This window comes from Bacillus sp. MMSF_3328 (assembly GCF_030733525.1).
GTDB lineage: Bacteria > Bacillota > Bacilli > Bacillales > Cytobacillaceae > Bacillus_AB > Bacillus_AB infantis.
Genome location: NZ_JASHIV010000003.1, coordinates 180,109 through 198,368 on the forward strand (window position 1 = coordinate 180,109; position 18,260 = coordinate 198,368).

The following is an 18,260-nucleotide window of genomic DNA, read 5'->3' on the forward strand; positions in this document are numbered from 1 at the left end:
TCCGCTTTTGTACTTTTATGCTTTTATGCTTTTATTCACTAAATTATATAGGCGAACCGTGCTGGATTCAAGATGTATTTTAACAATTTTAAAAATTAATAATATGAAAACTCAAAAACACCCTGTGAACGGCATTCCATTCACAGGGTGTTTTATTATCTTCCTTTGAACTCAGGCTTCCTTTTTTCTGAGAACGCCTGAAGGGCTTCCATCCTGTCTTCTGTAGGAATGGTCACCTCATAGGCTTTTCTCTCAATCTGCAAACCTGTCTGCAGATCCGCATTCATCCCTTGTTTTACAGCAAATTTAGCCTGCTGAAGGGCGACAGGCCCGTTAGCCAGCATTTCTTCTGCCAGCTTCAGGCATTCTTCAAGAAGCTGATCCAGAGGGACTGCTTTTGTCAATAATCCGTAATGCAAAGCTTCTTCTGATGTGAGTCTCCTTGCAGTGAGGATGAGCTCAAGTGCCTTTGCCTGCCCGATCAGCCTGGGAAGCCGCTGCGTCCCGCCTGCTCCGGGGATGATGGCAAGACTGGTTTCAGTCAACCCCATCTTCGTTCCCTGGGCAGCCAGCCTGAAGTCACAGGACAGGGCCAGTTCCATCCCCCCGCCAAAAGCAAATCCATTGATGGCTGCAATCGTAGGCTGCGGGAGACTCTCAATCAATGAGAATACCTCGCCGATTTTATATACATTCCTTTTAACGTCCGTCTGAGAAAGTGTCTTTCTTTCCTTCAGGTCAGCCCCGACACTGAATGCTTTATCGCCTGCTCCCGTAAAAATGACAACCCGGACATCCGGATTGATCCTGATATCCTCCACTGTCCGCTGCAGCTCTTCAAGAGTCTCATAATTAAAAGCATTCAGGGCTTCTGGCCTGTTCAGGGTAATAATGGCCGCGTGGTTCTCCACTTTTAAATCAATGCTGCTCATATTTCGTTTTCAACTCCTTTTAATATCTATCTGCATAATTCGCTTTCCAGGTATGAAAACCCTTTCTTTTCGCTCATTGTGTGAAGCGTTTCTATATTATCCCCGGCGGAAGATGACAGGATGGAAGCAGGCAGCTTCCTGCTCAAATCAAAAAACCAGGCTGGAGGCGAAGTCCGGCCTGGTTTTGAAAAACAAGGTGTAAATGATATTTCACATATCGGCAGAATGGCCATGGACAAACTGCCATCTTAGCTTTATTTGGTCTGGAGAACCTGTTTCTTCAATGCTCTTCTCAATATTTTTCCTGTCGTATTCTTAGGCAACTCGTCCAGGAATTCAATTGAGGAAGGCAGCTTGTATTTAGCAAGATGCTGTTTGCAATAGCCTATAAGCTCTTCCTCGGTGAGAGAAGGGTCGGACAGCACAACATAGCTTCTGACCGCTTCTCCCTGATTCGGATCCGGCACGCCGATGACAGCCGCCTCAACCACGCCCGGATGGCTGTACAGCACTTCCTCCACTTCCCTTGGATAGACATTGTAGCCGCCGACAATGATGATTTCCTTTTTCCTGTCTACAATATAGAAATAGCCTTCTTCGTCCATCCGCGCAAGATCTCCTGTAAAAAGCCAGCCATCCCTGATGGAAGCAGCAGTTTCCTCAGGCATCTTATAATAGCCTTTCATAACATTCGGGCCCCTTACAGCAAGTTCGCCGACTTCACCAGGCGGCACCTCATCACCCAGTTCATTGACAACTCTGTTTTCAACGTTCAGGATGGATGTCCCGATTGAACCAGGCTTGCGCGGCCGGTCAAGCGGATTGAAGCATGTTACCGGCGATGCCTCGGACAGGCCATAGCCTTCAGAAATAAGGACATTGAATTTTTTTTCAAAGTTTTCAAGCAATGCTACCGGCAGTGATGCACCGCCGGAAATGCAGAGGCGGAGGGACTTTAAATCTTCCGCCTTTCCATCGCTGTATTGCAGCAGGAAATTGTACATGGTCGGCACACCGGCAAAAACAGTTGCCTCATACTCTTTTACCAGCCTGAATACTTCTTTCGGGCTGAATTTCGGATCGATCAGGATGGTCGCTCCATTCATCAGAGGTGCGTTAAGTACAACAGTCAGGCAGAAGACATGGAACATCGGAAGCGACGTAATGACCCTGTCCGATTCATTCATTTTTAAGTAATCGCTTACATCCTTTGCATTGCTGTAAAGGTTTTTATGCGTGAGCATTGCGCCTTTTGGCTTTCCTGTGGTGCCTGATGTATAAAGGATGATAGCTGTATCCTCCTCCTCAAGCTCCGGTCCCTGGTACCCTGCATCGCCTGATGCCAGAACTGATGTAAACGATTTCAGTTTAGGATAGACACTCAGGGCCGAGACATCAGCATCCGCCTGCTTGCCTTGCGGAGTTTCACAAATAATATAGTTTTCAACCGATGGAAGCGCCCCATGCATTTTCTCTGCCATTGGAACCAGCAAGTCCAGGCTGATGATGGCTTTCACATCACCGTTTTTGACAATATAGCCAATTTCATCCGGCGTATAGATCGGATTAATCGGAATCACGGTCGCCCCCAGGCGCATCGCCCCATACAAGCTGATAATGAAGAATGGAGAATTGCCGAGAAGCAGTGCAACATGGTCTCCCTTTTGGATACCCAGCTTTTCAAGGCCTGAAGCAAACTTTGTAACTGCCGCATCAAGCTCAGCATAAGTGCTTTCCTTGTCCATGAAATAATAGGCGGGTTTTTCACCCAGCTTCTGTGCGGTTTCATGCAGCTGTGAAGATAAGTTCATCATTTTCCCTCCTCCTAAATGAATGAATAATCATTCATTAAATAATAAAAAATTTTCTAAATATATTATATTGAAAGAAATTTATGTATTCAAGTGCACAGTGCCAAAATTTTGTAGATATTTGGGCGCCGCTTATTGCTTCCCCATGAAAAAACCCCGCCTGGGCGGGGGAAAACTCAGTAGACAAGATTAATAAAATCCTCTTTGGTAACATTGCCGAAATAATGTTTGATGTTGATATCTGCAAGGGCTTCTTCGATTGCCGCTTTTTCATAGCGCAGACCTGACAGCTTTTCTTCAATTACTGCTACATCTCCGACACCGAAAAAGTCGCCGAATATCTTGCAATTCCCGATAATCCCTTTATTAACATCCAGCCGTACATCGATTTGGCCAACCGGGAATCGGTGTGAATGCTGGAGATTGAATTTCGGCGATTTCCCGTAATTCCAGTCCCAATTCTGGTAGCGCTCTTTTGATAGCTGGTGTATCTTTTCCCAATCCTCTTCTGTCAGTACATACTCTGGAATTTCGTCAAGATCCCCAAAAATGTTCTTCAGGAGTGTGCTTCTGAACTGCTCAGTCGAAACCTTTTCTTCCAGAAATTCAGAAATATTCGCTACACGGCTGCGGATGGACTTGATGCCCTTTGACTCAATTTTATCCTTCCTCACCTTAAGGGCCGATACAACACTGTCGATCTCAGAATCAAACAGCAATGTCCCGTGGCTGAACATCCTGCCCCTTGTGGCGAACTGGGCATTACCGGAAATTTTTCTTCCTTCCGCAGTAAGGTCGTTCCGTCCGCTCAGCTCAGCTGCCACCCCCATTTTCTTCAAGGCCTCGACAACAGGCTCTGTGAACTTCCTGAAGTTATGGAAGCTGTCCCCATCGTCCTTTGTAATGAATGAAAAATTAAGATTGCCCAAATCGTGGTAGACAGCTCCCCCTCCGGATAGACGGCGGACCACATGAATGCCGTTTTTCTCAACATATTCTGTATTGATCTCCTCGATGGTGTTCTGGTTTTTGCCGATGATGATGGAAGGCTCATTTATGTAAAAAAGCAGATAGCTTTCCTGGTCAATGTCCAGGTTCTTCAATGCATACTCTTCAATGGCAAGATTTATGCGGGGGTCTGTAATCCCTTTGTTGTCGATAAATAGCATGATGATTCTCCTTTGTTTTAGATAGTGTAGGTATCATTGAATGCAGCCAGGCGGACTGGGCCGCTGTATTCCCTTGCCGACTCCTCAGCAAGCTTTGAAAGCTCCCCATAATGCGGAAGATGGGTCAGGACAAGCTGTTCCGCGCCAGCTTTTTCAGCAAGCCTCCCGGCATCATAGCTGTTCATATGCCCTGCGTTCTTTCCATTCTGATTTCCGTAGAAATTGCACTCGCTGACAAGCAGGGAAGCTCCGGATGCAAAAGCAGCCAGCTCTTCTTTATAGGATGTATCGGCTGTATAGACAATCGCATTTCCTTCTGCTTCAAACCGCATCGCATAGCATGGTGCCGGATGATCTGTTTTTAAGAATGTGATTGTAAAGGGCCCGAGGTTTAATTCCTCGTCCGGCTTATACTCTTTTCCTTCTGAAATATCCTTATAGCTGAGCTTCGAGAACTCCTGAGGGTTTTCCCTGTGAGCATAAATAGGCAGGGTATCCATCTTTTTTCCGAGGAAGCCCTGGATGAGGCGGGCATGCTGCAATACGCCGATATCTGCGATATGGTCAGGATGATAATGAGAAATAATGACCGCATTTAGCTCCTCCGGCTGGATGATCTGCTGCATTTTCGACAGTACTCCGCTGCCGCAGTCCACAAGCAGGCGGAAGCCATTGTGCTCGAGAAGATAGCCGGCACTGGCCTCATTCCCCTTCGGATAACCTCCCCAGGGCCCTATAACAGTTAATTTCATCTAACAGTCCTCCTTTTTTCCGAATCCCTAATAACACTATAATCGATTATGCCTATTTTTTCATTTTTTTAAAATTGTATTGATACAGTTGTTGACTTAAAAATACTGTTATAATACAATGTAAATACAGAAACACAAACACATAACCCGGGAGGCTGACAGAATGCTAGAAAATATCGTGGAATTTTTCAGGAATTTGCCAGCAAAACAATGTTCGGAGTGCGGCAGCTCCATTGATGAGCAGCACGAATGCTATGGGACTAAATGTGATAAGTGTCTTGACTTGAACTGACTGGAATTCTATAAAATTATAAGAAAAGCGCAAGCGCCTTGCTCACCCTTAAGGAACGCAGACTAAGAACGCCACGTCCTGTGGCAACGTCTGCATAACCCCCATCCTGGGGGCCTCAAGACGATCATCCCGGAAAGGCGTTCTTTGCCTTTTTGGGATGATTGGCTTGTGACCTCGAGGGGGTAGGCGCTGGAGCTAGACAGTAATCGAAGTTAAAAAAATATACTTTCTTATTTTACCAAAAAGACCCGGCCGGCGGCCGGGTCTTTCTCTGTCTCTATTATTCTGCGATTGCTGCGTACTTTCTTTTATGCATGATAGTGAAATAAGTCATCGTGCCAGCAATGAATGCGAGCATAAAGCCAAGGAGGATGGCTGCATTATGCCACATGAAGGCAAAGTCTCCGCTCGATGCCACGGCCTTCAGGCCTGCCACTGAATAGGTCATCGGCAGCAGGGCATTGAAATGCTGCAGGAAGCCCGGAATCAGTTCAAGCGGGAAGGTGCCTGCACTTGTTGTCAGCTGCAGGATGAGTATAAGAATAGCAACAAATCTTCCCGGATCTCCAAGCGCTGTAACAAAGAATTGGATCAGCGCCATGAAGGTCAGGCTTGTAATAATATTGAACAGAAGGAATAATGGGATGCTCTGCACTTCAAGCCCCAGTCCCGAAATCAGGATCCATGAAGCAATAAGCGCCTGGATGATGCCTGCCGCTGCAAGAACACCAAACTTGGCTGCAAACCAGCTCAGGCCGTTTCCAGGGACCGATGCCGGCTCCCTGAGCGGGAACACGATGGACAGAAGCAGAGCTCCGACAAACAAGCCCAATGAAAGGAAGTACGGCGTAAAGCCGGTTCCGTAGTTAGGCACTTCATTGATTTTTTCATTTTTCACCTGGACAGGTTCGGCAATCATATTGTAGGTTTTGTCATCCGCACTTACAGATGAAGCTTCCTCAGCTCCGTCCTTCAGTTTGCCTGCAAGCTCTGCTGAGCCTTCGGACAATGCTGAATTCCCTTCTGCCACTTTGCCGGCACCTTCAGACAGCTTTCCTGCGCCTTCCTTCAGGGCGCCAGAGCCATCAGCCAGCTTGCCGAGACCGCCGGAAAGCTCTGTGCTCCCTGCTGCCAGCTGTGCTGATCCGGCTTTTGCTGAAGCAAATTGCTGTCCATATTCATTCATGCCTGCGATAAACTGCTGCTGGCCATCCTGTATCTTGGCTGTACCTTGTGCGAGTGAAGAGCTTCCTGCTGCAAGAGAATCAATTCCCTGCTGCAATTGCTTTTGCCCTTCTGAAAGGCTGCCTATTTTGTCTGACAGCTGCTGTGCTCCGCCGGATATTTGGCCGGCAGATTCGGCAAGCTGTGATGTACCGGCTGCCAGCTGGCCTAAGGCTGCTTCCAGCTCTTTTCTTTCAGGGGAGTCCTCCGGCATCTGCTGCAGGACTGCCCCCAGCTTTTGCTGAAGCTGGGACATTCCGCCGCTGACCTTGGCAGCTTCTGACTGCCATTGATCAAGTGAGCCTGAAATTGAGGCAGCACCGCCCTGAAGCTGTTCTCCTCCCTGGACAAGGGCAGGAACCTTTCCCTGGACCTGCTGGATTCCTTCATTCAGCTTTGCAGCTCCAGCAGCTGCTTCCTGATTACCCGCCTGAAGCTCACTGGCCGCAGCTTCCAATTTCTGATGGCCGGCTTGAAGCTTTCCAAGACCAGAGTCCAGGTCCTTCGCTCCTGCAGCCAGCTCTGCAGATCCTTTGTTCACCTGGCTGACGCCATTATCAAATTCAACAGACTTCCCGGCCAATTCTCCAAGCTTATTCTTCAGTTCCTGTGAACCTGATTTAAGCTCCAGGGCTCCTTCGTCAAGCTTACCGGCCCCGTCGCTCGCCTGTACCAAACCGTCTGTCATGTCGCCGATTTTATCAAACATCGTCTCAGCATAGGTTTCGGTAATTTTCTCGGAAAGAGAAGCTTTGATTTTTTCAATTGCTGTACCGCCAATCTGTGAAGAAAGGAAGTTATAGCTTTCGTTTGGAACATAAATTAAATTCAGCTTTTTCGGATCTTCATCCAAAAGAGTTGTCGCATTCTCTGAAAAGTCCTCAGGAACCTCTACAAGAATATAATACTTCTCCTTCTCCAGATCTTTATAGCCTTCCTCTTTAGTAACAAACTTAAAACTAAAATCAGCACTATCTTTTAAATTGGATATCAGTTCGTCCCCGAGCTGCAGCTCTTTTCCTTCAAATTCTGCCCCTTTGTCTTCATTGACTACTGCGACAGGCAGATCGGCAAGATGATCATAAGGATCCCAGAATGCCCAAAGGAACATTCCGCTGTAAAGCACAGGAATGAACAGGACAGCAATAATCGGGATCAGCAGTTTTCTGTTTTTAAAAATAGCTGAAAACTCATTCCTGAATAATCTATTTCTCATTTATTTTTCCTCCTGTACGATTGACTATTTTGTTCAAATGGTCAATTTTATTCATAAAACAAGGACTATCCCTTAAGTCAGTTAGATAATCCTTTAAACAGGTATTGCTCAAACAGCTTTGCAATTTCCTCTTTTTCAAGAGGTTTATGCTGCTTTTCCCAATCAAAAATCAGGGCGATATAGAGCTTGAACATGATGAAGGCAGTCAGCTCAGGATCGCAGTCTGCTATCTCGCCTTTTTTCACAGCTTCGGCAACTTTTTCTTTAATATAAGAAAGAATTGATTTTTCCAGCCTCTCCATTACCTCCATTACTGCAGGAGTGCCCATTTCCTTTTCTTCCTGGAAAAGCTTGATGGTCAGCTGGTGCTTCAGCCTGAACTCAAGGATCCCATATAAGGCGCGATGGACATTTTCGTGGAAAGATAATGAAGAATCCAGAGATTCGTCAGCTGCAATTTTCATTTCCTTGATGAGCGTTGTGATGATTTCATCGAATAATTCCTCTTTATTCTTAAAAAACGTGTAGATCGTCCCTTTGCCGACATTCGCAATTTTGGCCACCTGATCCATTGTGGTTGCTTTATAGCCAAACAGAGAAAATGATTTATTGGCAGCTTCAATAATTAATTGCTTGCGGTCTACAGCCATCTATACACCTCGATTCACAAAAATGACTGAATGAACATTTTGGTCAATTTGAACAAAAATAATAATAGCATATGTCAGCAGCTCTTGCAATGCTTCCCGGTTAATATTTTATTATTAATTACTATCCCTAACTGAGGGACATAATCAGAAACCAAAGAAGGAGCCCTGCCCCAAAAGGCAGGTCTCCTTCTCTCTGCTATTCTGAAAGCTTCCTGAGTACGGCAGATGCCATAGCATCAATGAATTCGGGCTGTGAATTCGGCATTTCCGGACGATAATAGCTTGCCCCGATTTCCTCTGTTACAACTTTGCATTCATAGTCATTGTCATATAAAACTTCAAGGTGGTCTGCTACAAACCCGACTGGTGTATAGACGAATGCTTTATAGCCTTTTTCATTATACAAGTCGCGCGTCAGGTCCTGGACATCCGGCCCAAGCCATGGCTCAGGAGTATTCCCGGCACTCTGCCAGCCAACCTCATAATTTTCTACCCCCGCCTGTTCAGCGATCAGATCCGCAGTCTCCTGCAGCTGGTTAGGGTAAGGATCTCCCGACTGGAGAATTTTCTCTGGCAGGCTGTGGGCTGATACGATCAGCACTGCATTGTCTTTTTCATCTGCAGGCATGGATGCGAAGGCTTCCTTCACTTTTTCTGCCCAATAGCCGATGAATTTCGGTTCTTGATACCAGCTTTCTACAGAAGTGATGGTCAGGCCGCCAAGCCTTTCTGCTTCTTCTTTTGCACGGCCATTATATGACTTCACGCTGAAGGTTGAAAAATGGGGAGCCAGCACGATGCTTGCAGCTTCCGTGATTCCATCTTCTTTCATGCTCTTCACTGCATCTTCGACAAAAGGTTCAATATGCTTCAAGCCCAGATACATCTTGAATTCAATTTCATCCTGGATGCTGTTCAGATGCTGCTCAAGCTTTTCACCCTGCTCCTGTGTAATCCTGGCAAGCGGGGAAATCCCGCCGATTGCTTCATAGCGGCTCCGCAGATCTTCAAGCATCTCATCTGAGGGCTTTCTTCCATGGCGTATATGAGTATAATAGCGCTCAATATCTTCTTCTTTATATGGCGTTCCGTAGGCCATGACAAGCAGGCCCATTTTCTTTTTCGGCATTATATTTACACCTCTTTTTAATCATGTATCTAGTCACTTATTGTGCCAAAAACCCGGCTGAATACAAAATCTAATGCTCAGGAATTACTCAGCAAGCTTGAAAGCCGAGTAATCGTGGATAAAGCCAGTCAGTTTTTTCAATGTATCCGGGTTGACAGACGGGAAGACGCCGTGGCCAAGATTGAAAATATAGCCTGGCTGCTGCATTCCCTGGTCAAGGATTTCCCTGGCTCTCTCTTCAATTACTTCCCATGGAGCAAGCAATATGGCAGGATCAAGATTGCCCATGACTGTTTTCCTGATGCCCATCTCCCTTGCCTCGCTGATTGGAAGCCTCCAATCCAGTCCGACTACGTCCAATGGAAGGTCATGCCATTCCATGGCCAGGTGGCTTGCGCCCACTCCAAACATGATCAAAGGCACATTTTCTTCTTTAAGAGCTGTGAAGATCCGTTCCATAACCGGCTTGATGAAGCAGCGGTAGTCGGCCACATTCAGTGCGCCTACCCATGAATCGAAAAGCTGGATAGCCTTTGCACCAGCCTTGATTTGTGCTTTTACATAAACGATGATGGTGTCAGCAAGCTTGTCCATCAGCGCGAACCATGCCTGCGGCTCAGAATACATGAAAGCTTTTGTTTTATTGTAATTCTTTGACGGCCCGCCTTCGATCATATAGCTGGCGATTGTGAATGGCGCGCCGGAGAAGCCAATCAAAGGAACTGTCAGCTGTTCTTCTGTTAAGAGCTTGATTGTGTCAAGGACATAGGGAATATCCTGTTCAGGATGAAGTTCCCCCAGTTTCTCAACATCTGAAAGCGAGCGGACCGGATTGGAAATGACCGGACCGATGCCTGTTTTAATATCTACGTCCACTCCGATGGCGGGAAGCGGCGTCATGATGTCTTTATAGAGAATCGCAGCATCCACTCCGTAGTTTTCAACCGGCAGCCTTGTAACATAGGCACATAATTCAGGCTGATGCGTTATTTCGAATAAGGAGTATTTCTCTTTGATGGCACGGTATTCGGGCTGGGATCTCCCAGCCTGCCGCATATACCATACAGGGACGCGGTCTGTTTTTTCCCCGCGCGCCGCTTTTAAAAATGTATCGTCTATCTGTTTTGCCATAAAACTGTATCCACCTTTCAGTACTCTTCTGTTTGTTTATTGTAATATATCTTTCTGGAAATTAGAAATTTCGGTATGTATAGGGCATATTGCCCCTTCCACTATAGCGGTTTCAGGATAGGTTGTATAGATTGCCTGGGGAAATGTCGAAAATTTGCCTTAAAAGAGAAAAGGCAAAAACAAATTGCATTACAAAAATCATTTCTATTTTTAAATGGGGTGTTGATCTCCGTTCCAGGCACTTCGCTTTCCGCGGGGCGGAGTTGAGCCTCCTCGCCGCAAGCGGCTGTGGGGTCTCAACTCTTCCGCTGCAATCCCGCAGGAGTCTTCGTGCCTTGCACTCCAATCAACAGGTTTTTAAATTCGAATGGCAGTACAACCCTGAAAACTTTAACATTCAATTACCATTTTAGAACTCCATCGGAGCAGGTCAATTAATACCTTATAGTTTTATATTTCGTAAAAAACGTTAACGTAAAGTTGGCTTTTCATGACATTGCTTTATTCAATTCTATTATTAGGGTTATTTCCTTTAATTCATTGATTTTGCAAAGGAAAAAACAAACCAAAAAAGGCACGGAACCCTAACATTCCGTACCCCCTCTGGTCTGAAAAATACTGCCTTCATGTAATTTATCTCGGCAGTGTAAATTCAGCTGTTCTTCCTTTGAATGCTTTTGTGCCGTCTTCGTTATAGAAAGGGCCGAATTCCAGATCAAACTTTTTGTATATTTCGAATTCATCTTTCCTGAATAGAAAGACATGAAGCTTTTCTCCCTGTGCACCTGCCTCGATGGCCTTTGGTTCACGGGGTTCAACCATGCCCTGTGACAGAATTCTGGCGCGGTTGTCATCCACTGAAAGGATGGAACCTATATTCCAGATGCTGACCGGCTCTGAAGACTGATTGTCAATATTAAATTTGACTGTCAGAGCCACAATGCCGCTGTCGCCAAAATTTGTAAAGCGCGGCTTATTGGCCTCTGTCGGGGTGATTTCTGTATACTGAACCCCTTCAAGTGTTACATTCACATCACCGATTTTTTGTGCTTCGCCAATTCCTTCTTTTTCGAAAATCATTTTCTTATCTGCCATATTATCGGTTGTCAGCTGATCCTGGTAGAAGGATGGCTCGCTTGCCATGGCCTCCTTCTGTTCAACACTGTAAGCAAAATCAAAGACTGCATTCCCCTGGATGGAACCTTTGAACTGGTCGTTGTCTGCAGCTCCGCCTTCAATGATGTACTTCGGCTTTACAGTCGAAAGCTTATCAAATTCGGCATTTGTCAGGGTGAATGATATCAGCCCTGTTATCTTTTCCCCGGCTGCGAATTTCCCTGTTTCTGACTCTTTTTTCGATTTGACCTTGTCTGCATCAAGGATAAAGGTTGGGTCTGATGGGTACCAGTCCAGCTCATGTGATGTCTGGATACGGTGCATATTGTTGTAATACATTGCTTTATCAGTGCCATTATCCACTGTAACCTTTGCCGTAATCACATACCCGTCGATCTCATCATTAAACGGGATGGTGACATCCTCGTGCATATCTGTCACTTTGACGATCTGATATTCATCCACAGAAACTTTGAAGCCTTTCATATCATGGACAAAGCCAGGATCTGTGTTCGTATAGATGACTTCAACCTCGCCCTCTGATTCATCTGCAATATTTGGGTTGAGCAGCTCTCCTTCTGCACTTGTTCCATCAGCCGTTTCTTCAGCTTCTTCCGACTCATCAGTTTCTTCCTCTGCGGCAGCATGATCTGTTTCTTCAGCTTCAACCTTCTTTTCCGGCTCTTTACCGTTTGAAGCTTTTTCATCATTCCCGCATGCCGATAGTAAAAGCATTAGAGCCAAGAGTGCTGTCCATAAAACATTTTTCTTCACGTTTTTACACAACCTTTTTTTGGATTATTTTCCCTTCGCCATTATAAATCACGAAATGATAGATTTCCCTGTTTAATAGATAAAAAGGAAAAAATAAGGAAATACTACCATCAATAAGCAGGCAGAGGCAGGAGGATGCACACAGATACAGCAGCCTCCGAATAGGAAAATACCACCAATAGTTCCTGGATAAACCAAAATTTTGAAATAAACTTCTATCCGGCAGCTAAGAGCTCTGATTGGGAATCGGCATGCGGAGAAGCTATAATGAGGGAGAGCGCTAACATACAAAGAGAATCTTGAGGTGATATGGATGAGGATTTATATGACGAACGGCACTTTTGATTTTTTAAAAATAGTACAAAATAAGAACAGCGCAGAGAAAATGGTGCTGATGCAGGATGCGGACAATGCACTGCTCCTCCACGAAACCGAGGGAAAAACTTTATTTAACGAACCGCGGAGCTATGAAGTGCTGGATTCAACAGGTTCACTCGAAAGCCGCGGTTTTATTGTCATGAATAATATCCCCGTAACAGAAGAAGGAAGGCCCTTATTCGAATACCGATTTAAAAACAGGGCTGGGGCGGTTGAAAACGAGCCTGGCTTTATCAGCATCCGGGTACTTCGCCCGCTTTCCAGTGATACGTATGTCATTCTCACCCAATGGGAGAGCGAAAAGGATTTCAAAAATTGGCAGGATTCCAAAGCCTATGAAAAGGCACACGAAAAACGGGGAACAGATCAAGGCATCGATGTCCAGCGTCCAAATATCTTTGCACGCCCATCCTTTGTAACAACTTATTATATCCCTGAAGCAGATTGATCATTACTATCATAAGTGGCCGGAAGATGCGGAAGCCCGCATTTTCCGGCCTTTTCTTCGGGTTGCAGCTGAAAAAAAAGAACCTGAAGAAATTAACGCCAGATTCTTTCATTCGCCCTATGCAAAATCCCTTCAGGCTTTAGGTCCTTGTTTAATGAGGCCGTTTTGATGGGCATACACAGCTGCCTGGGTGCGGTCGGAAACGGACAGCTTGCTGAGTATGTTGCTGACATGTGTTTTCACCGTTTTTATCCCTATAAAGAGCTGATTGCTGATTTCCTGGTTGGTCATCCCTTCGCCGATGCACAGAAGGACCTCCAGCTCCCTTTCCGTCAGTTCCTCGTGGGGCTTTTTCTCCCTGCCGCGAAGGCGGCCCATCATTTTGGTGGCGACCTTCGGCTCGATTACCGGCTCCCCTCTTGCAGCCTTCAGGATGCAGTCAAGCACTTCATCCGCCGTTGCTGTTTTCAGCATATAGCTGAATGCACCGGCCTCTATTGCAGGAAAGACCTGCTCATCATCATAAAAACTTGTAATAATGATGATCTTGCACTGGGGATAGCTTTTCAATATTTCTTTTGTTGCTTCAATGCCGCTTCCGTTTTCCATTAAAAGATCCATAAGGACGACATCTGGCCTTTCCTTCAGCACGAGGGCAGCTCCCTCATGCCCGCTGGAAGCTTCCCCTACTATTTCTATTTCCGGTTCAGTCAAAAGATACGAGATGATTCCCTTCCTGACCATTTCATGGTCATCCACAACTGCGATCCTGATCACTTTATTCCCTCCCTTTCAGCGGTATCCGTATTTCAATATAAGTCCCTTCTCCCTGTTTGGACCGGATATTGAAAATCCCGCCGATTTCCTCGCATCTTTCCCGCATGGTTTTCAATCCATACGAGGCAACCCTTTCAATATGAGGGTCAAATCCCTTTCCGTCATCTCCAATAAATAAATATGTATAATCTTCCTTTTCTGTAAGGGTCAGCTTTATCTTTGATGCATCGGCATGCCTGAGAATATTAGAAAGTGCCTCCTGGACAACTCTGAACAAATGCTCTTCTGCTGCTTTGGAGAGCTCGATTTCATCTATGCTGGCCTGAAAATCGATGGTAGTCTTCCCGCGCAATTCGCGTATCAGCTTGATAATCCCGTCACACAAGGTATCATCGCTCAGCTGGATCGGCCTTAAATGGAGAAGGAGAGCCCTCATTTCCCCCTGTGCTTTGGCGGCTATACCGGAAATTTCCTTGAGCTGCTTCTTTGCTTTTTCAGAATCTCTGTCAAAGACCTTCAGCGCGGCAGATGACATCATGCTAAGAGCAAACAGCTGCTGGCTCACAACATCATGGAGATCCCTTGCCAGGCGCTGCCTTTCCTCCATAACTGCTGCAGCATGGGCCGACTGGGCCAGGGATGAACGTTCTTCAGCAAGCCGTTGGACCGAGTGGACCTGCTCCTGGATATAGTCAGCCAAACCATCAAGCTCCTCTGCAATAAGCCCGATTTCATCGTTTTCATAAGAAGATATCCTTCCTGCCAGCTTGCCGGACCGCAGATTGGACACTGCAACCAGGATATCTCCAAGCCTTCCCTTGATTAAGTAACTGCCTTTAATGCCAAAATAGCCTCCGGCAGCCAGCAGGATCAGCAGGCAATAGATAAAGAGCCAGAAAGAGATTGAAATGGTGAGGACCGGTTCATCGGCAAAGAATAAATAAATCTGGATCCCGACAAAGAAGGTGAGCGAGCTGATCAGCGCCATCATAATAAAGCTCTGGATAAACCAATACCTGATTCCGAACATTTTTTTCATCAGCAGTATCTCCTATACATGATCAATTCGAATGGAGCCGACTTTGAGCTGGATCGTTATATTCAACTTTCTTGCCGCATCATCGTATCCCGGGGATTTATAATAAAGTTTGCGGTTAAGGTCTTCTGATTTCAGATCGAAAATGCGGATATCCCCGATATTGATATCGGAGTGAACCATAATCGGGACATCCTCAGGGATAATCATCTTAACATCGCCGACCCATCCCTTGACTGAAATAGGCGTTTCCTTCTCCGGGATATACGCCTTGCTGAAGTCTATAAAATAATCACCGACCGTATTATACAGATCCAAAGGTTCTACAGACCAATTTGCGTTTTTAAAGCTGACGTCGCCTATAGAGAATCCTCTGATATTTGCTAATGGGGCATGCCGCGATCCCTTTTTGATCCTGATGATTTTTTCCTCGCCCAGATCCTTTTCGCTTTCTTCTATCCCATCATATTTCTTAGCTGGAAACTCTGTTTCAACATGCACTTTAATATGCTCTTTCCTTACGAGAAGCGAGAATCCAAGGTATACGATGGCGAGCGGCCAAAGCTTCCACACATCCCAAAAAGAAAACTGGATCAGTCCGAATCTGTCAGAGGCCAGCAGCCCGGAGAAAACAAGCAAAAATCCGGCAAAAACTTTGCCCCCTTTTTTTCTGGCCAATGTAGAGATCAGCAGAATTAGGCTATAGCCGAACATCACAAAAGGATATACTGTGACAAAAAACTTCTTTATTTCCAAGGAAATGACACCTATATTTACAAGAAGCAGCAGGACACCTGCAGCCAGAAGGCATAATGCAAACATCATTTGATTGACTGATCGATAACGCAATTGGCTCCCCTTCTTTCTTTCTCTATAAATATTCGCTGCAGAAAATGCTTTTCCCTGCAATCCCATTTTATCAGTCTTCCATCAATCTTTAACTGCCTCTGGAATGCTTTTCCCTCCGCCTTGAGGCGGATGTGTGCCATGCACATCGCCCAGAACTGAACATAATCTATAGTACGCTTGAAGGCCATGGCCCAAGCATACTATAGGAGGGATATAAAATGGCGATTGATTTAACTGTCCTTCATGCTATCTATGTTTTCTTCATTGTACTCATCATCGGTTTTATGATAGCGAAACGGGATACTGCCCTTGTGTGCATAGCCGGGATCTTCCTGATTGCCATCACAAGCACCGGCTCCCTGAGCACCTCAGTCAGCAGTGTGTTCAATAGCTTTATATACGCGATAACCGAGCTTCTTTCTACCATTCTCGTCATCTCCATCATCGTCGCCATGAGCAGGGTCCTTGCTGCTGCGGGGGTAAGCGATGCGATGATAGCGCCCTTCTCCAGGATGATCAAAGGTCCGGCAGGCGCTTATTGGACGATCGGCATTGTTATGATGGTGATATCCTGGTTCTTTTGGCCATCACCAGCAGTTGCCCTTCTTGGAGCAGTCCTTCTGCCGGCAGCTCTGAAGGCAGGACTTCCTGCCCTGGGAGCAGCTATGGCCATGAACCTCTTCGGGCACGGAATTGCCCTGTCAGGCGACTTCATCATCCAGGCAGCCCCTAAATTGACGGCAGACGCTGCCGGGCTTCCAGCAGGGGAAGTAATAGCTGCCAGCATTCCCCTTGTAGCCGTAATGGGGATTGTCACAGTTGCTGCTGCCTTTTTCTTTTTGAAAAGGGATATGAAAAAGGGCCTCCTGCTGCCGGCCTCTCCCCCTGATCAAAGGAATGAGGCTGAATCAGGAGAGCCCGGGCTTCTTTCAAGGAGCCAAAGGGGATTTTTTGCAGTCCTTATCCCTGTTTTATTCGCTTTAGATGTAGCAGCTATGTTCTTGCTTGACCTGCAGGGCGGCGATGCGACAGCACTTGTAGGCGGGACATCGATTTTTATTCTGCTGGTGATCACCTTGGCAAGCCACAAAAATAAAGGACTGGAGAAAACAACCTCCTATATGATTGAGGGATTTCAATTTGGCTTCAAGGTCTTCGGGCCTGTCATCCCTATCGCAGCTTTCTTTTACCTTGGAGATTCCGGCTTTACAAGCATAATCGGCGACTATTTGCCGGGGGGGTCACAGGGCATCGTCAATGATCTCGGGGTTGCTCTGGCAGGAGCAGTCCCGCTGAGCAAGGAAGTGGCAGCTGTTACGCTCACTGTTACCGGTGCAATCACCGGTCTGGATGGTTCCGGCTTTTCCGGCATCTCCCTGGCAGGCTCTGTCGCCAGCCTTTTTGCTTCAGCCATCGGTGCCGGTGCAGCAACTTTGACAGCCCTGGGACAGGTTGCTGCCATCTGGGTTGGCGGCGGGACACTTCTATCTATACAATCCAGATAATTCTCCTAAAATCAAAACAAAAGAGCACAGCGTGTATAGAGAGTGCTACCAACACTCCTATACCGTCCGCCTACTCTCGATAGGCAAACACTTGCTGTACCCTTATATGTAGTTTATTGCATCCAGGGTTTCTTAGCAACGGTTTGCTGTCCAGGTGAACCATTGCTTTTTTGTTTCCCCAAGGAGACAAAATAATGAAGAAACACATTTCCGTAATCGCAAGTGAAGAATCCTTCCACAACCTTTCTACATTCAAAGTTATCGAGGAATTGAACCGTACTGTCCGCAGATACAAAGAAGATATCCAGGCGGCTGTGAAGCGTTCAGATGTTCAGGCAAGGCTAACTGCTTTGCTCGAGCTCCTGAAGCGTCACAGCTGCAAGCAGATCGGCGTAAGCTATATGTGCAAAAGAACAATTGCTCAGAAGATGGAGCTTGCTTATAAGACGGTCCAGCGCCTGGTGAAAAAACTCGAAGACCTTGGCATGATCCGTCAGGTGGCCATGAAGCGCAAAAAGGATATGCTGCAGACGGCCAATGCCATTGTCATTACCCCAGCTAAACAGGAAGTGTCCGGCAAGACACCAACGAAAAGGTCCGGGAAGTGTCCTACCAATAAAACAAATTCTCTTTCTCTAAAACAAAAGATTATAAATACTAAACGTAAGGACATTGATCATATCCATCATGTGAATAAATCTGTTCATAAAGCAAACTTTATCGCTCATTGGGTTCCTGATCCATTTGCACAGCTGGCAGGCTTCTTCTACTCGAAGGCAACTTCTATTCAGGAATTCTGGAAGGTAGTTAAGCAGAATAATAGAGTCATCAACCATGCCACAGGAGATAGAGCCTTCACTAAGGAGCAAGAACTAGGGATCGGCCTGAAAGCTTTCAAGGAGTTTGTTATAAAGGTAAAGAAAGGCGTCCGAATGATTAAAGGGGAATTTGCTTATTTTAATGGCATCGTGAATAACCTTATGGACAAGCTTTATTTTGAACTGGATTAATTACTGATAGTTTTCCATTTTCACAATGACGCCCAAGGGCACAAGCAACCTCTGAGGAGTA

Annotated in this window: 17 protein-coding genes; 5 read left to right on the forward strand and 12 right to left on the reverse strand. The window is 46.0% G+C overall.

The window, feature by feature from the left end; translation table 11 throughout:
- Positions 1–155 precede the first annotated feature (155 nt).
- Positions 156–932: an enoyl-CoA hydratase-related protein gene (locus RBB45_RS07095; RefSeq protein WP_306009321.1), complete on the reverse strand. Its 777-nt coding sequence runs from the start codon at positions 930–932 to the stop codon at positions 156–158.
- A gap of 120 nt (positions 933–1,052) precedes the next feature.
- On the opposite strand from RBB45_RS07095, the gene RBB45_RS07100 reads away from it, so the two are divergent.
- The gene (locus tag RBB45_RS07100; RefSeq protein ID WP_263625378.1) at positions 1,053–1,184 is read left to right on the forward strand and encodes a hypothetical protein; all 132 of its coding nucleotides are present in this window, start codon (positions 1,053–1,055) and stop codon (positions 1,182–1,184) included.
- A gap of 2 nt (positions 1,185–1,186) precedes the next feature.
- On the opposite strand, the gene RBB45_RS07105 is transcribed toward RBB45_RS07100, so the two are convergent.
- The 3 genes from RBB45_RS07105 to RBB45_RS07115 form a co-directional block, all read right to left on the reverse strand.
- Entirely contained in the window at positions 1,187–2,743 is a 1,557-nt protein-coding gene (locus RBB45_RS07105) for a fatty acid--CoA ligase family protein (RefSeq protein ID WP_041825242.1), read from the reverse strand.
- Positions 2,744–2,919: 176 nt separating this feature from the next.
- Positions 2,920–3,912 carry a lipoate--protein ligase gene (gene lplA, locus RBB45_RS07110; protein ID WP_009793939.1) on the reverse strand — a complete coding sequence of 331 codons (993 nt, stop codon included), beginning with the start codon at positions 3,910–3,912 and terminating at the stop codon, positions 2,920–2,922.
- A 17-nt stretch (positions 3,913–3,929) separates the two neighbouring features.
- Positions 3,930–4,664, reverse strand: a complete 735-nt coding sequence (locus tag RBB45_RS07115) for an MBL fold metallo-hydrolase (RefSeq protein WP_306009322.1) — start codon at positions 4,662–4,664, stop codon at positions 3,930–3,932.
- A 163-nt stretch (positions 4,665–4,827) separates the two neighbouring features.
- On the opposite strand from RBB45_RS07115, the gene yhfH reads away from it, so the two are divergent.
- Positions 4,828–4,956, forward strand: coding sequence for a protein YhfH (gene yhfH, locus RBB45_RS07120; RefSeq protein WP_009793941.1), 129 nt, complete (start codon positions 4,828–4,830; stop codon positions 4,954–4,956).
- Positions 4,957–5,236: 280 nt separating this feature from the next.
- On the opposite strand, the gene RBB45_RS07125 is transcribed toward yhfH, so the two are convergent.
- From RBB45_RS07125 to RBB45_RS07145, 5 genes are all read right to left on the reverse strand, one after another.
- Positions 5,237–7,396 carry a YhgE/Pip domain-containing protein gene (locus tag RBB45_RS07125; RefSeq protein ID WP_306009323.1) on the reverse strand — a complete coding sequence of 720 codons (2,160 nt, stop codon included), beginning with the start codon at positions 7,394–7,396 and terminating at the stop codon, positions 5,237–5,239.
- A 77-nt stretch (positions 7,397–7,473) separates the two neighbouring features.
- Positions 7,474–8,046 (reverse strand): TetR/AcrR family transcriptional regulator, encoded by a 573-nt coding sequence (locus RBB45_RS07130; protein WP_009793943.1) that lies wholly within the window; start codon positions 8,044–8,046, stop codon positions 7,474–7,476.
- Between the two features lie 196 nt (positions 8,047–8,242).
- Positions 8,243–9,175: a ferrochelatase gene (hemH, locus tag RBB45_RS07135; protein WP_094768301.1), complete on the reverse strand. Its 933-nt coding sequence runs from the start codon at positions 9,173–9,175 to the stop codon at positions 8,243–8,245.
- An 84-nt stretch (positions 9,176–9,259) separates the two neighbouring features.
- A complete protein-coding gene (hemE, locus tag RBB45_RS07140) occupies positions 9,260–10,306 on the reverse strand; it encodes a uroporphyrinogen decarboxylase (RefSeq protein ID WP_009793945.1) in 1,047 nt (348 codons plus the stop codon).
- Between the two features lie 633 nt (positions 10,307–10,939).
- Positions 10,940–12,196, reverse strand: a complete 1,257-nt coding sequence (locus tag RBB45_RS07145) for a DUF5068 domain-containing protein (protein WP_022543581.1) — start codon at positions 12,194–12,196, stop codon at positions 10,940–10,942.
- 313 nt (positions 12,197–12,509) lie between these two features.
- Between RBB45_RS07145 and RBB45_RS07150 the strand changes: the two genes are divergently transcribed.
- Complete coding sequence (locus RBB45_RS07150) at positions 12,510–13,022, forward strand: antibiotic biosynthesis monooxygenase family protein (RefSeq protein WP_009793948.1); 513 nt, start codon at positions 12,510–12,512, stop codon at positions 13,020–13,022.
- A gap of 132 nt (positions 13,023–13,154) precedes the next feature.
- On the opposite strand, the gene RBB45_RS07155 is transcribed toward RBB45_RS07150, so the two are convergent.
- Genes RBB45_RS07155 through liaF form a run of 3 tightly spaced genes read right to left on the reverse strand, consistent with a single transcriptional unit; the run spans position 13,155 to position 15,684 of the window.
- Entirely contained in the window at positions 13,155–13,799 is a 645-nt protein-coding gene (locus RBB45_RS07155) for a response regulator transcription factor (protein ID WP_009793950.1), read from the reverse strand.
- Between the two features lies 1 nt (position 13,800).
- A complete protein-coding gene (locus RBB45_RS07160) occupies positions 13,801–14,838 on the reverse strand; it encodes a sensor histidine kinase (RefSeq protein WP_306009324.1) in 1,038 nt (345 codons plus the stop codon).
- Between the two features lie 12 nt (positions 14,839–14,850).
- On the reverse strand, positions 14,851–15,684 hold the full coding sequence (liaF, locus tag RBB45_RS07165) for a cell wall-active antibiotics response protein LiaF (protein ID WP_035402726.1): 834 nt from the start codon (positions 15,682–15,684) through the stop codon (positions 14,851–14,853).
- A 218-nt stretch (positions 15,685–15,902) separates the two neighbouring features.
- Here liaF and RBB45_RS07170 point away from each other — a divergent pair, with 218 nt between their 5' ends.
- Both RBB45_RS07170 and RBB45_RS07175 read left to right on the forward strand, forming a co-directional pair.
- Complete coding sequence (locus tag RBB45_RS07170; RefSeq protein ID WP_306009325.1) at positions 15,903–17,189, forward strand: hypothetical protein; 1,287 nt, start codon at positions 15,903–15,905, stop codon at positions 17,187–17,189.
- A 194-nt stretch (positions 17,190–17,383) separates the two neighbouring features.
- Entirely contained in the window at positions 17,384–18,199 is an 816-nt protein-coding gene (locus RBB45_RS07175; protein ID WP_306009326.1) for a helix-turn-helix domain-containing protein, read from the forward strand.
- Positions 18,200–18,260 lie beyond the last annotated feature (61 nt).

Excerpts from the sequence above, each read along its gene's own strand:
- RBB45_RS07095 (WP_306009321.1), bottom strand. The coding sequence starts at position 932 with ATGAGCAGCATTGATTTAAAAGTGGAGAACCACGCGGCCATTATTACC.
- hemH (WP_094768301.1), bottom strand. The coding sequence starts at position 9,175 with ATGCCGAAAAAGAAAATGGGCCTGCTTGTCATGGCCTACGGAACGCCA.
- RBB45_RS07160 (WP_306009324.1), bottom strand. The coding sequence starts at position 14,838 with ATGAAAAAAATGTTCGGAATCAGGTATTGGTTTATCCAGAGCTTTATT.
- RBB45_RS07150 (WP_009793948.1), top strand. The coding sequence starts at position 12,510 with ATGAGGATTTATATGACGAACGGCACTTTTGATTTTTTAAAAATAGTA.
- yhfH (WP_009793941.1), top strand. The coding sequence starts at position 4,828 with ATGCTAGAAAATATCGTGGAATTTTTCAGGAATTTGCCAGCAAAACAA.
- lplA (WP_009793939.1), bottom strand. The coding sequence starts at position 3,912 with ATGCTATTTATCGACAACAAAGGGATTACAGACCCCCGCATAAATCTT.
- RBB45_RS07100 (WP_263625378.1), top strand. The coding sequence starts at position 1,053 with ATGGAAGCAGGCAGCTTCCTGCTCAAATCAAAAAACCAGGCTGGAGGC.
- RBB45_RS07175 (WP_306009326.1), top strand. The coding sequence starts at position 17,384 with ATGAAGAAACACATTTCCGTAATCGCAAGTGAAGAATCCTTCCACAAC.
- hemE (WP_009793945.1), bottom strand. The coding sequence starts at position 10,306 with ATGGCAAAACAGATAGACGATACATTTTTAAAAGCGGCGCGCGGGGAA.
- RBB45_RS07115 (WP_306009322.1), bottom strand. The coding sequence starts at position 4,664 with ATGAAATTAACTGTTATAGGGCCCTGGGGAGGTTATCCGAAGGGGAAT.
- RBB45_RS07125 (WP_306009323.1), bottom strand. The coding sequence starts at position 7,396 with ATGAGAAATAGATTATTCAGGAATGAGTTTTCAGCTATTTTTAAAAAC.
- RBB45_RS07130 (WP_009793943.1), bottom strand. The coding sequence starts at position 8,046 with ATGGCTGTAGACCGCAAGCAATTAATTATTGAAGCTGCCAATAAATCA.
- RBB45_RS07170 (WP_306009325.1), top strand. The coding sequence starts at position 15,903 with ATGGCGATTGATTTAACTGTCCTTCATGCTATCTATGTTTTCTTCATT.
- RBB45_RS07105 (WP_041825242.1), bottom strand. The coding sequence starts at position 2,743 with ATGAACTTATCTTCACAGCTGCATGAAACCGCACAGAAGCTGGGTGAA.